We start from the raw sequence: 13,779 nt of genomic DNA, 5'->3' as shown, positions 1-13,779 counted from the left end.
AGCAAGGTGGAACACATAAATGAAGAAACCGATGATTCAATTCGAACATTTCGGATTCAAGTATCGCAGTCAGGCAGAACCAACATTAAAGGATATCAACCTGACGATCTATGAAGGAGAAAAAGTTCTCATCGCAGGCCCGTCTGGATCGGGAAAAAGCACACTAGCCCATTGTATCAATGGGCTAGTTCCTGCGTCTTATAAAGGTTCTATGGAAGGAAGTCTTCACATCGGCGGGAAAAATGCAGAGAAAGAAAACATTTTCTCGCTCTCACAGCTTGTTGGAACGGTGCTTCAGGACCCTGATGGACAATTCATTGGGCTGACCGTTGGAGAGGATATCGCGTTCACGCTTGAAAATGATCAAGTCATACGCGAAGAAATGAAAACACGTGTGGAGAAAGCGGCAAGATTAACAGAGGTAGACGGCAAGCTGGCATCGTCCGTGCATGAGCTGTCAGGCGGACAAAAACAACGTGTCGCCATTGCGGGCGTACTTGTCAACGATGTCGACATTTTACTGTTTGATGAACCACTTGTAAGTCTTGACCCCGCAACAGGTAAAGAAGTGATCGACCTCATTGACCGGCTGCAAAAACAAACGAAAAAAACCATTGTGATGGTTGAGCACCGATTAGAGGACGTCCTCTTCCGTCATGTGGACCGCATCATCGTTGTCAATGAAGGCACGATTGCAGCGGATATGACCCCAGATGAATTGCTCGCCTCAAATGTATTAGAAGCGGCGTATTTACGTGAGCCTTTATATGTAAAGGCTATGAAATATGCAGGCATTCCGGTTGCACCGGGAGATCAGATCGCTGATTTACAGCGTCTCACCTTAGACGATGAGGCAAAAGAGAAAATCGAGCAGTGGATGGAAGCATCTGAGCCGTCAGTAGAGCAGATTGCAGCACAGGATTTACTAGAAGTGCGCGAGCTGAGCTTTGACTATCCAACAAGACCAAATACGCTGAGCAACATCTCTTTTACCGTCAAAAAAGGAGAAATGATCAGCATCGCTGGAGCCAATGGCGCAGGCAAGACGACATTGTCCAAGGTGCTCTGTGCATTTGAAAAGCCAACGAAAGGGTCCATTCTTTTAAATGGCGATGACATCACAGGAGACACGATCAAACAGCGCTCCGAACGAATTGGCGTGGTCATGCAAAACCCAAATCAAATGATTTCAAAACAAATGATCTTTGATGAGGTGGCACTCGGTCTCGTTTTAAGAGGCGTAAAGGAAGACGAGATCAAGGAACGGGTGGAGCGGGTCCTGAAAGTATGCGGACTGTATCCATTTCGGAACTGGCCGGTCTCAGCCCTCAGCTTTGGACAGAAAAAACGCGTCACCATTGCATCTATACTTGTACTAGAGCCAGAAATCCTCATTCTAGACGAACCAACCGCAGGACAGGACTTTAAACATTACACAGAGATGATGACGTTTTTAGAGCAATTAAATCAGCAGGGCGTCACGATTTTGATGATCACCCATGATATGCATCTCATGCTCGAATACACAACAAGAACCATTGTCATTTCAGATGGAGAAAAAATTGCAGATGATACACCAGCCAAAGTGCTGACAGATCAACTGCTTGTCCAAAAGGCGAGCTTAAAAGAAACGTCGCTGTATGAACTGGCGCTGAAAGCAGATTGGCCGAATCCAAATGAACTCGTAGATCGCTTCATTGAGGTTGACAGAAAGGAACGAATGACATGGCTGTAGACATGCTGTCCTATATCGATCGCCCGTCGCCGATTCACCGGCTGACAGGAGCAACCAAACTCATTTGCTTTATTCTCTGGTCATCCGCAGCGATGCTCACGTATGATACAGGCGTTTTAGTCTTTATGTTAGCCGCCAGTATCGTATTCTTTCAGATGTCGAACGTACGATTTCGTGATATTTCCTTCGTGGTAATCGTCCTGGCGATTTTCCTAGTGATCAATAACATCGCCATTTACATCTTTGCACCCCAGCAAGGTGTCGCCATCTACGGAGCGAAGCACGAGCTATTTCATATTGCCGGCTGGTATAATGTCACACTTGAACAGCTTTTCTATCAATTGAACATTACGCTAAAATATGTGACCGTGATGCCAGCAGCGCTTTTATTTATTGTGACAACAAATCCAAGTGAATTCGCCTCATCCCTCAGCCGAATTGGGGTCAGCTACCGGATTTCGTATGCTGTAGCGATTGCCTTGCGCTATATTCCAGATATTCAGCGGGATTTTCGCACGATTGCGATTTCTCAGCAAGCGAGAGGCATTGATTTATCGAAGAATGAAAAGCTGGGAAAACGGATTAAAAATGCGCTGTCGATTGTCATGCCGCTGATTTTCTCCAGCTTGGAGAGGATTGAAACGATCAGCAATGCGATGGAGCTGCGGGGGTTTGGAAAGCATAAAAAGCGGACATGGTTTACAGCGAAAGACTTTCAGAAAGCAGATTATGTGGCGTTATTGTTTGTTGGTGTGGTGCTGATCGTGTCGCTGGTGATTACATTTGTTAGAGGAACGAGATTTTATAATCCGTTTTTATAGAAAGAAGCCTTCACAGGAGTGGAGGCTTTTTTTGTTTGGTTTGTGGATAAAAGGTGTGGGAAATGGTAAAAGACTATTAACATGTGAATAAATCGGTTATATTGGACAATGAGCGAAACACTTGTGAATAACTAGAGAACCTATTGGAGGAAGAATAAACTTATGAACAAAACATTTTATGCTTGTGCAGAACATATAGAAACCGTACTAGACATGTACATAGATGATCACGAAACGCCGCCGGAATTCAGAAAAATCGAACATACACACAGTTTATCCACAACCTGTGAATTGTGCGATGAACCTGCAATATATATAGTGGGGAACGAATGATCGGACACAAAATACACAAATTTTATCCACAATTGTTGATAACTTATATGAATAACTTGTTCTTAAGGTGGGGATGACCTGTGAATATATCAATTATCACAGTAGGAAAATTAAAAGAGAAATATTTAAAGCAAGGCATAGCCGAATACACAAAACGATTACAGGCTTACGCAAAAATCGAGATCATTGAGCTCGCGGACGAAAAAGCACCCGAGAATCTCAGCGATCAAGACATGAAAATCATCAAAGACAAAGAAGGCGAACGCATCCTAAGCAAAATCAACCCAGACGCCCACGTCATCGCCCTCGCCATCGAAGGAAAAATGAAAAGTTCCGAAGAATTAGCCGATACAATAGATAAGCTGGCAACATACGGAAAAAGCAAAGTATGTTTCGTCATAGGTGGATCCCTTGGCTTAAGCGACGCTGTGATGCAGCGTGCGAATGAGAAACTGTCGTTTTCGAAAATGACGTTCCCGCATCAGTTGATGAGGCTGGTGTTGGTGGAGCAGATTTATCGGGCGTTTCGGATTGTGCGGGGGGAGCCTTATCATAAGTGAGTGAGGTTTCTATTAAATGTGGAATGCGCTGTTTAAATTAAATAAAAAGTTGTTATATTAACCATAAAAAACAACAATTGTAATTATTTAGGGATATTATGCCAATTCTTTGGTATTATCAATTTATACAATCTTATAATATGCTTCTAAATCCGAATGGAGTGAAAAGATGGATATCACAGTAGATGATATAACAATTGAAAAATTAGATACCCATAGTGCAGTCCCTACTTGGAGTGGATTTGAATATCAAGGTCAGGTTTCGATTTATTGGGTGATGAAACAATTGAATCAGATGAATTTATCTAGTATTCAATTAAAAGATTACGATTTGCAAATAGAATCATTGGAGGATTTCAGTATTAATTTTAAAAGATACCCTTTAACAAACCATCAAGTAAAGGCTTATCAGGAAAAAGCGACATTTGGAAAATATAAAAGAGCAATCTTTGATTTATTGGGGAAGTGTGCGAAGTACCCAGCTATTAAGTTGTGCTATCTCCACACGTGCCATCAAATCGAAATCCCAGAAAAGGAGGTATTTAAAACTGATCTTGAAGGTATAAAATCCGAGACGAATAAGCAGCAACTGGTAGATTATAATAACCTTCTATTTAAAGAGGGGAAGTATGACGAAACAATAGAAAAATTATTATTGAACCAAGCAGAAGGCAATGAAAATAGATGTGTCATAGGTAGGCTGGAAATTGAGGTTGAAATAAAAAGACAAATTAGAATATTTTTAGAAAATAATAATGAATTATGTAAATACGAACTTGTTGAATCGGATGAAAATATTAACTTTATTTATTTCAATTTCATTCATGAAATCAACCAGCTGGTTGCAAAAGGGCATGCAGATAAAGAAAAAGATATTAGCATCTCCTTTTCAACATTTGTAGATATTCTCACCAATGAGTATGTGTTTGCTTTTACAGAAAAAACCGCTGCGAGTATGTTGAAAAACATTCTTACCACTTATTTTATTGAATTTTGCGAAAAACTTGACTTGGAACCCGATGACTGTGTGGAATGGAAAGAAAATTGGGAGTGGATATGTAGGTTGAATAATCATGACTTCTTGTTGTTATGCAAAAAATTAACTCCCACAGTTAATGCGGACACAAAGAAATTGGAAGCGCTTATTTTGAGGGAACTGGTTGTAAAAGCAGGGGCACATAAAACTCTTTTTCCTTTGGTAATGAGTGCGGGACATTTCGCACTTAACATTGAAGGAATAAAAGAAATATTTGTCTTGAATAAAGAGGGAATTCATCACCTAATCACTACCATTGCAGAAACTTGGGGGAAGAATGAGGCTGCAAATCAAGGAAAGAAGATATTTGAGGCATTAAAAAATGATAATCAACTGACGTATATGCTCTTTGATGTGCACAAAGTAATTACAAATGAGTTAGAAGGGCCCTTTGAAGGTAAGATTGTTGATGCAGGACATGATTATGAAAAAGTCATTCCTGGATTTGAGGTACAGGACACCATTACAAAATATAAAAGGATGCATTTTATGAAGGTAGAAACTGCATTGGAGGTTTTTAAATCATGATGACACTCATGAAAAGAATTTTACTTGAGAATGGGTTTAGTATTGATGAAAACTGCTTAAAGGATGAGAGAGCTTTCCAAGCTGATCGCCTAGATGGAAACGGGTTTGATTTTCTAACAGTTTCTTTTATGAACCAAGACCAAATATCAGAGGATACATTAGCAGAGAATATAGAACGATTCCATTCAGCAGTGTCTGAGGATAAAGGTGCAATTGTTGGGATGGACAAGAATCTTTCCTTACTTATTATGCTAAAAGTGGATTCATTAAATCATTCTTCTGCCATCCAATCCTTAATCTTTGATATTGAAGAGGATCCATATACTTTCAAGAAATATATTCTTACATATACGGATGAACAGGAATCCTTGCTCATTTCTCTATTCAAAGAATCAGAACAAGATTTTACATCATTTTTATATAAGATCCTTTATAATACAGAGAAATTTTCGTCCTTTAAGAGTCGAAAAACAAATGAAAACGCATTGGTGTATGACCTGGTTTCAAAAATGTTTATCAAACTTCCATATCTTAGCCTCAAAAACCAACATAAGGAGATGGATTTGCTTTTAAATGACATCCTTGGGGGTTTTGGCGAAGATGACAGAGTTACCTGGGATGCACTGATGGAATTGAGAGAATATAACGGAAGTGACCCTTCTATTGAAGAAATATTTAAAGCAGTGGGGGTTGAAATTGGTGAATAATTATATAATCTCAAGGATTTTTTTAAAAAACTTTAAATCCATTGACGAAGCAAAAGTCGAACTTGAAGGCGTTAATTTGAATGTTCTTGACGGTCCGAACGGTTTTGGAAAGACTACCATCTATGATGCCATCCAATTGTTGCTGACCGGTTCCGTAAGGCGTATAGAATCTAACAAGATTGTTGCAGGTAACAAAGGGTTCCAAGATCATTTGTTTAGTAAGGATCAAAACCTCCCAACCTCAATTACTATCGAATTTACAGATAAAATTTCTCCGGAAAACAAACTAGTTTTGCAACGTATACTTATGCCTCCTTCCATTTTAACGGTTAGTCAGAAGAAGCCTCAGGATTTTTCCAAATATAAGCTGTATAAGCTTAATAGTTTTGAGGATGAGGAAAACAAGGAGGTCTTAACTAATAGCCAACTCAATGATATTTTTGGTATGAAGGATATGAGTGACAGGTTTAATTTGTACCACTACATTGAGCAAGAGGAAAGCACCCATCTTTTTAAGAAGACCGACAAAGACAGGATGGCTGTAATTTCGAAACTGTTTAATATTGAAGAAGAATCGAATCAAAAACATTTTCTAGAGAGAATAAGAAACAAACTCATCAATCATAAACACCTCCTAGCAAAGAATTTAGATAAATTTGAAGTGGAACTTCTTAAGGATAGTAATGCAGCTATAACGGACTTTCCTTACAAACCTCTGATTAGTAAGGGGAAAATTATAAATGTTCCTTGGGATAAGGAACATATTCAGCCGCTTGACCAAAAACTAAAGCAGGAGTACCTTGAAGAACTTGATTTAATAAAAAATCTTATCTTAAACAAAGAAGATTTTAAAATCGGATTGAGTAATGAAAAGCTGGATAATGTAATCAGGGCTGAGAATAAATTAAAGACAATTATTATCCTTGGTTATTTTTATGTATCTCTTGAAAAACTGGAAAAGCAATATCAAAATCAGGAAAAGTTCAAGCTCATACTGTCTAAATTAAAGAATAAGGAAATTATACAAAGAAGCATTGATTGGAGTTTTATTTTTGAGAATGTAAACATTCCTTTTGAAAAGGAAGTTGTGGTACAAAGAGTCAATCTGATGAAATCATATAATGATAATTCTAATACCATTTCCACAGTTGTTACCCAGATGATCCAAACGCGGGGGAGATTAGAAAGGGACTTTAAAACATATGTTGAAATTAACCCTGAATCGACCAATGAATGTCCTCTATGTGGGGACTCTAAAGAAAGCCTAGCAGTCCTCATTTCACAGATGAATGAAAAAACGGCTAGTTTAAAGTCTTCTCTGGATGCAAGTGCTAAGTACCTAGATGATGAAATGGAAACCCTTTATACCAACCATATCAATGCAATCATAGAACGGATAGAAAAATGGATGCATGACAATACACTGGATAAGGCCTTTATTACTCAATTGATTGAGTTCAAGGATTCTGTTCCTGATATGGAAAAAGTAAAAGCATGGTTTAGAGAATTGGAAATTGACATTGTCCAACATGCCAATAATGAAATGAAGTTTGTCGATGATATTGGGCAAAGGGTTCAATCCTTGCAAGAGGAGATACAAAGCAAAAAGTTAGTTGTAAATGAATTTTGCAGGGGCAATATGGATGTGTTAAAACTAGTTTTCAAAGACCGCCTAAATGAAGAGTATGATTTGTTGAATCAGATTACGCTTGAGACCATCAAGGAGAAAAGGGATTACATAGAGTATCAGTATTTTCTCCAATCAAGTTTAACCTTCCAAAAGGCAAATGTTTTAAAAGGAAAACTTAGGAAAATCGATGATGCACTCTCCTCCATTAATAGACTCATTGGGGTTTACAACGATAAGATCAACAGACACCGAGCAAAGATGATTAATGATATTGAAATACCATTTTATATATATAGTGGAAAAATAATACAAAACCATCAAAGGGGCATTGGCGTTTTTATCAAGGAAGAAAAAGAGATAGAAGCTACAGGCGAAGTCCAATTAAAATCATTGAATTTTGTACCACCTGTTCAAACAGACCATGACATTGTTCATTCCTTCAGTTCAGGGCAACTCTCTTCGACAGTAATTGCCTTTACGCTAGCTCTGAATAAGGTATACGGAAATTCCGGAATTATGACACTCTTGATAGACGATCCAGTGCAAACGATGGATGAAATGAACATGGCTTCTTTTGTCGAGCTGCTCAGAAATGATTTTAAGGACAGGCAAATAATTGTTTCGACTCATGAAGATGATATTTCGCTCTATCTTCGTTATAAGTTTCTTAAGTACGGATTAGGTGTTGGAAATATTAATGTAAAACAAGCTTTATACTCAAATTAAAAGATCGAATCAACTAAAAGATTTTTAGTTGATTCGATCTTTTATATTTTTCTTTATTAGAAATTACATTTAAATTACAAAACAAAACATACAAGAGATATTTAATATGAGTAATTAACTCTGCTTATTTAAGTAGATTGGACTTAGTGTGAAAATTATCCTAACAATAAATCGATTATTAAAAAGTATACTAACATCATAAGAACAGTAGAGGAAGAGTTCTAAGAGGATAACAGTAAGCCTTATTATTTAAGAAAAATCATTTAATTTTAAGCACTAAGCTTGTTGATATATATAAATATGCTTGATTAGCCTTATCATGAGTGAATTTTTATTGTTAGATATTAGATTTTGTGTGTAGAACAAGTTTTTAATATTAGCATCTTTAATTAAAGAATATAATCTAATGTGTAAAGAATTATTTGAATGTGTCTTACTTTTGCCAACTAAGTATATATCGCTCCTTTTTAAGCAAAGATTGATACGAATGATTTTATAAATAGTTTGAAAATATTAAAAATATATTGAAATCTGAAGTGATTAAAAGTCTTCTTAAGTAAACAGTATATCTAGACGTAACAGATACTCATATTGCTGTTCCAACATGGAGGAAATGTGATTATAGCAACTCTCTTATGTACTGGTTTTTAAAAAAATTAAACGGTAGAAGAAGGTAGATAGGGGCTTTTGAGTGTTATTCTTAGGGGGAAATCGATCTTTCTCAATACACACTAGTTGTGATTCTTATATTGAATTTTAATTTTTTACAGATATAAAAAAGAGGTTTTGTTTTTATAAAGAAGGACAAAAGAACATCAATTACAGGAAACGTCCAATTAAGATCATTGAACTTACCTTTTGTTAAAATGGACTGTGACAATTATCAATTTTTTTAATTTTGGTCAACCTTCTTCTATAATAATTGCCTATACACTATATCTGAACAATGTTTCAATTTTTGAGGTACTTAAAAATGGAAGTTTATTCAACGCATAAAGATAATATTCACAGCATTTTTTAAAATTATTATACTCTAAAAAATATGCACTACACTAATAATTTATTAGTGTAGTGCATATTTCTTTATTATTCTCGATTTGAATACAAATTGAGAGGGGTATTATTATATTAGGAGGAGATATAATGACGGAAGAAATTTTTAAAGATAGAATAATAGGTGCAATAAACACTTGTATTCGCCTTATTAACGAGTCCGACCAATGGGATATAGTAGGAAAGGGTATTATTAAAAATGAGTGGAAGTCTTATGTTATGGATAATGAAGGTACCTTTGTAGCTGAATTGTATATATTAAATAATAAAAAAACTCTATATTTTGAAAAAAAAGAGTGGTTTGGAGCTGCAGTAAATATTCATGATAATAAAAAATTAAATGAACTAATTTCAGTTTATGGATAATCACTTCAAGAGACAGTAAATATCCTCTGAAATTCCATCTGATTATGAATAAATATTAAAGAGCAATATAATTAACAATTGATTCAACACATTAAAATTAAAACATATAAGTGCTGCAGAATGGCGAAGTGATCGTCAGGTGAAGAAGGAGTAGTTTACTTGGGGTGACAGCTATAAGGTTAATATTTTGAAAGAAGAGATGGAGCCTGTGATAATTGCGCTCGTTGTTGCGATTGATTGTGTGAAAGCTGATGAAGCAGCGTCTAGGTCTTCGTTATCGGCAACGACAAATTAGACTCTTAAAGTATAATGAAATGAAGAAGAGTGGTAGTACTTTACTCTTCTTCATTAATAAGTAGAACGAATCATGTTTCCTTACTTTTCAATGGGGTACTTCTTTCCATTTTTTATTAATTTTTCTTCAATTATTTCTTTCACATTTAAATGAAGGTCTGAGCAAAGCATTAGTAAATATATTAAGATATCGGCTATTTCCTCTCGGATGTTTTCTTCGTTCGCCTCAAGAGCTTCTTCATTACTTTTCCATTGGAAGTCTTTAAGCAGTTCAGCTGCTTCTATCGAAATTGAGATGGCCAAGTCTTTTGGGTTATGATATTATCTCCAGTTTCGATCATCTCTAAATTGGTTAATTGAATGTATTACATCTTTGATCTCAGTCATAATTACCTCCCTCTTTTATCTCTTGTAATTTCCTTCTCAATTTTTCATCTGCATAAATATAAAGCCCGTGAATGCCTCGCTTCATCAGAAGTATTTTTTTGTTTTCCTATATTTACGGACAAGATATTTGTATTTGATAATGATATTTCGCTTTCTATTTATGATCAAGCGTTCTATGAAGATATGAAAGAGTTTGATGAGGAAGCTTTAAATTTTGACACTGGAGAAACGATTGCATATTGGATTGAGCAGTACTGGAAAAGTATGATCCCACTCAAAGATTATTTGAGGAAAAGGCCTTATCCAAAGCCAGAAGTATTAATATTTGAACCTGTACCGAAGGAAATCATTAGTTTTTGTGAAGAGTGATAAGCAATTTCTAATTTAAATGTAGTTCTAGAGATCTTCTAACATAAAATAATATTTTAAGAACCTTGGTAGAGGTTGGACTCCACCAAGGTTTTTTAATAACCTCATTTAAAGACATCACGGCGGAACCGTACCAGAGGAAGAAGGAAAATAGAAACTTTTAAGGAATCTCAAACAACACACGTTGACATATCGTTATTTATCGATATAATGGTTTGTATGGAGCCAATAGAAGTTTTCAAAGCCTTATCCAATGAATCAAGATTGCAAATTTTACAATGGCTAAAGGAACCTGATCGTCATTTTACACCCCATGAAGGGATTGATATGAATACTACAGGGGTATGTGTTAGTCAAATAACAGATAAATTGAAAATGACGCAATCAACAGCATCTCAATACCTTTCAATTTTACTTCGAGCTGGATTAATTACGACAGAGCGTATAGGTAAATACACGTATTATAAAAGAGATGAAAATGCCATAAAAAAAATTGCTGAGATTCTAGAAAAAAATATTTAATAAATGAACTGAATTCATACATCAGAATTCAGTTTCATTTATTAAATACAAATCGACTTATCGTAATATGTTTTTTTGTCCATACATATTAACAATTCTAGATATGTAAATGTATTATATATAAGGAGTGATCTACATTGTCAAACACTGTAAAGATTTACATTTTAGCTATTGTAAGTTTTTTAGTTGGTACATCAGAGTATATCATCTCTGGTATTTTGGATAATATTTCTGAATCATTAGGGATTACGATAGCTGCAGCTGGCCAGTTAATTACGATTTTTTCTCTTGTGTATGCCATCTTCACCCCAGTATTAATGGCTTTAACATCGGGAATGAATAAACGCAAGTTAATGTTATATTCACTTAGCGCTTTTATTCTAGGTAATATTCTTGCATTCGTCCTCCCTGGGTATCAATTATTTATTGTGTCAAGAATTATTATGGCTCTTGGAGCGGGGATGGTCGTAGTTACTGCATTAACAATTGCTGAAAAAATTGCACCAAAAGGTAAGCAAGGTACCGCTATTGCTACAGTAGTAATGGGATTTACAGCATCATTGATCATTGGAGTCCCACTGGGGAGAATGACTAGTGATTTCTTTGGTTGGAAAGCTGTATTTGGAGGAATAGCCTTACTCGGATTATTAGCCATGGTGATCATTTCTCTTACGATTCCAAAAATCCAAGGGGATAAACCTGTACCTTTAATTCAACAACTCGCTCTTTTTAAAAAACCAAAAGTAGTGTTGGGATTAGCCATCACCTTTTTCTGGCTTGGTGGTTATTCAATTGCCTATACCTATTTATCCCCTTACCTTTTAAATATATCGGGTGTAAGCAGCAAATTGCTGAGTGGAGTTCTCCTCGTATTCGGGATTGCTAGTCTAGTTGGGTCAAAGTTTGGTGGATTTAGTACCGATCGCTGGGGTGTGAATTTTACGCTGATTAGTGGAATGACATTACATGTCATCATGCTCATATTGCTCTCACTAGTTACGCATTCTTATGTTGGAGTATTGCTCATTTTAATATTATGGTCATTTGCTGCATGGTCTTCTGGCCCGACTCAACAATACCACTTAGCTACAATGGAGCCAGAGTCATCAGGTATACTATTAGGTCTCAATCAGTCAATGATGCAATTGGCGATGGCCGCAGGTGCAGCTATTGGAGGTATCTTTGTAGAGAGGGTTTCTCTATCTTCCGTTACTTGGGCAGGTGCTTTAGGCGTTGCAATCGCGATCATTGTAACAATATTGGCTTCGCGTGCTACTTCGAGTAATGAAATTCGATATACTTAAACAGTAGAACGATGGGGAAAAATGTGTTTCAATTTAAATATAATGAAAGAAAGTAGGAAGCACCAATGCACTCAATTAAAAAAATAGGTCAGAGATTTTGGTACATCACACCAATATCACTCACCGACCGCCCCATCCTAGGTATGGTCGCAGGCAATAACAAAACATTAATGATCGATGCCGGTAACTCAGAAGATCATGCGAACTATTTCATCCAAAGAACTTTAAAGCACGAGAACGCCAAGCCTGATATGGTTGTCCTCACGCATTGGCATTGGGATCATATTTTTGGTCTGCCTGCGCTGCCTGATACGGTTTCAATTGCTTCTGCACAGACAAGAAAGGAAATGGAGGAGCTTGTTCCGTTTTCGTGGTCAGATGAGGCGATTGATGAGCGGGTGAGGGAAGGAACGGAGATTGAGTTCTGCGCGAAGGCCATTAAGGAAGAATATCAGGGTCATCGAGATATTCAGGTGGTTTTACCGGATGTCACGTTTGACCGTCGGATAGAGATTGATCTTGGCGGGGTCACTTGCATCGTGCAGCATGTTGGAGGCGATCATGCGGCTGATTCCGTGATCGTGTATGTGAAAGAAGAGAAAATCCTGTTTCTTGGTGATTGTCTTTATCCGAAAATGTATGCCGAAAAAGTACATTACACGGTGAAAGAAATATTGCGTCTTTTAGATGAGTTAGATGCTTTTGATGCCGAAACGTATATTCCTTCACACCAAAGACCATGGACAAAAGAGGAGTTTCGTCAGGAAACAGACAAACTTCGGATGATAGCGAAATTCACTGATCAATGTGGTGGAGATAAACAGAAAATCACGAATGAGTATCAAAAGTACGTGAACAGAGAACTGAAAGAAGATGAATTAGAAACCATTGCTTACTTTGTAAATGGGTATTAAATAAACACTAAAAAAAGTCTCATTTGGGTGATTTCCCTCAAACGAGACTTTTTTTGCATCACGTATTGTGACAGACTTATTTTTAGCATTGATCATAAAAACAATCCCCAAGTAGGCTTGAGTTTTCCTTATTAGGAGGTAAAAAACAGATGGACAAAATAACTGACCCATACGACACTTTCAAAACCAAAATAAGAACCCATGCGGCTTCGCTGCAAGAGTTGATGCAGAAATATAAAGAACATGTGACGGTGCGTTTTTTTGATGCAGAAGCTCTTCCAGATAAAGATTACACAGATTTTGTGATGTGTGAAACGGATGACCTGAAATTCTATCATTTTATGTGGGAAGAGATTAGAGATTCTATTCCTTACACAAGTGGTTATGTCAAAATTAAAGAGGTCATCATGGGAATGGAAAATGCTTTTCAAACATATGAAAAAGAATCTCTGAAAATGAATCAGTAATCGAAAACCACCTGATAGCAGGTGGTT

General features: G+C 36.6%; 13 protein-coding genes and 2 pseudogenes. 14 read left to right on the top strand and 1 reads right to left on the bottom strand.

Going from position 1 to position 13,779, the window contains the following annotated elements; genetic code table 11:
• The first annotated feature begins 19 nt into the window (after positions 1-19).
• The 9 genes and pseudogenes from MHB66_RS18715 to MHB66_RS18675 form a co-directional block, all read left to right on the top strand.
• Positions 20-1,735, top strand: a complete 1,716-nt coding sequence (locus MHB66_RS18715) for an ABC transporter ATP-binding protein (RefSeq protein WP_046312610.1) — start codon at positions 20-22, stop codon at positions 1,733-1,735.
• Positions 1,726-2,556: an energy-coupling factor transporter transmembrane component T gene (locus MHB66_RS18710; protein WP_046312612.1), complete on the top strand. Its 831-nt coding sequence runs from the start codon at positions 1,726-1,728 to the stop codon at positions 2,554-2,556. Before MHB66_RS18715 ends, MHB66_RS18710 begins: the two co-directional genes overlap by 10 nt.
• Positions 2,557-2,718: 162 nt before the next feature.
• Positions 2,719-2,889: a CxxH/CxxC protein gene (locus tag MHB66_RS18705; protein ID WP_065215011.1), complete on the top strand. Its 171-nt coding sequence runs from the start codon at positions 2,719-2,721 to the stop codon at positions 2,887-2,889.
• Positions 2,890-2,969: 80 nt separating this feature from the next.
• Positions 2,970-3,449: a 23S rRNA (pseudouridine(1915)-N(3))-methyltransferase RlmH gene (rlmH, locus tag MHB66_RS18700; RefSeq protein ID WP_046312614.1), complete on the top strand. Its 480-nt coding sequence runs from the start codon at positions 2,970-2,972 to the stop codon at positions 3,447-3,449.
• Between the two features lie 169 nt (positions 3,450-3,618).
• Complete coding sequence (locus MHB66_RS18695) at positions 3,619-5,013, top strand: ABC-three component system protein (RefSeq protein ID WP_342490567.1); 1,395 nt, start codon at positions 3,619-3,621, stop codon at positions 5,011-5,013.
• Complete coding sequence (locus MHB66_RS18690; protein WP_046312618.1) at positions 5,010-5,720, top strand: ABC-three component system middle component 1; 711 nt, start codon at positions 5,010-5,012, stop codon at positions 5,718-5,720. Before MHB66_RS18695 ends, MHB66_RS18690 begins: the two co-directional genes overlap by 4 nt.
• Positions 5,713-8,076 (top strand): AAA family ATPase, encoded by a 2,364-nt coding sequence (locus MHB66_RS18685; protein ID WP_160295326.1) that lies wholly within the window; start codon positions 5,713-5,715, stop codon positions 8,074-8,076. Before MHB66_RS18690 ends, MHB66_RS18685 begins: the two co-directional genes overlap by 8 nt.
• Positions 8,077-9,219: 1,143 nt before the next feature.
• On the top strand, positions 9,220-9,495 hold the full coding sequence (locus MHB66_RS18680) for a hypothetical protein (protein WP_046312622.1): 276 nt from the start codon (positions 9,220-9,222) through the stop codon (positions 9,493-9,495).
• A 110-nt stretch (positions 9,496-9,605) separates the two neighbouring features.
• Positions 9,606-9,790: pseudogene (locus MHB66_RS18675) on the top strand (hypothetical protein); the annotation flags it as partial.
• A gap of 80 nt (positions 9,791-9,870) precedes the next feature.
• Here MHB66_RS18675 and MHB66_RS18670 read toward each other — a convergent pair.
• Positions 9,871-10,176 (bottom strand): annotated as a pseudogene (locus tag MHB66_RS18670) (nucleotide pyrophosphohydrolase).
• On the opposite strand from MHB66_RS18670, the gene MHB66_RS18665 reads away from it, so the two are divergent.
• The 5 genes from MHB66_RS18665 to MHB66_RS18645 all read left to right on the top strand — a co-directional run bounded on the left by MHB66_RS18665 (position 10,150) and on the right by MHB66_RS18645 (position 13,752).
• Complete coding sequence (locus tag MHB66_RS18665) at positions 10,150-10,545, top strand: hypothetical protein (protein ID WP_235362351.1); 396 nt, start codon at positions 10,150-10,152, stop codon at positions 10,543-10,545. The pseudogene MHB66_RS18670 and the gene MHB66_RS18665 overlap by 27 nt on opposite strands.
• Before the next feature lie 219 nt (positions 10,546-10,764).
• On the top strand, positions 10,765-11,067 hold the full coding sequence (locus MHB66_RS18660) for a metalloregulator ArsR/SmtB family transcription factor (RefSeq protein WP_025093701.1): 303 nt from the start codon (positions 10,765-10,767) through the stop codon (positions 11,065-11,067).
• Positions 11,068-11,204: 137 nt separating this feature from the next.
• Positions 11,205-12,371, top strand: a complete 1,167-nt coding sequence (locus MHB66_RS18655) for an MFS transporter (protein WP_046312624.1) — start codon at positions 11,205-11,207, stop codon at positions 12,369-12,371.
• 65 nt (positions 12,372-12,436) lie between these two features.
• A complete protein-coding gene (locus MHB66_RS18650) occupies positions 12,437-13,285 on the top strand; it encodes an MBL fold metallo-hydrolase (protein ID WP_046312625.1) in 849 nt (282 codons plus the stop codon).
• Positions 13,286-13,434: 149 nt separating this feature from the next.
• Positions 13,435-13,752, top strand: a complete 318-nt coding sequence (locus tag MHB66_RS18645) for a darcynin family protein (RefSeq protein WP_041118402.1) — start codon at positions 13,435-13,437, stop codon at positions 13,750-13,752.
• Positions 13,753-13,779: the final 27 nt, after the last annotated feature.

Origin of the sequence: Bacillus sp. FSL L8-0167 (genome assembly GCF_038630295.1) — a bacterium.
GTDB classification, from domain to species: Bacteria; Bacillota; Bacilli; order Bacillales; family Bacillaceae; genus Bacillus; species Bacillus safensis.
This window is presented reverse-complemented; position numbering and strand designations above follow the sequence as displayed.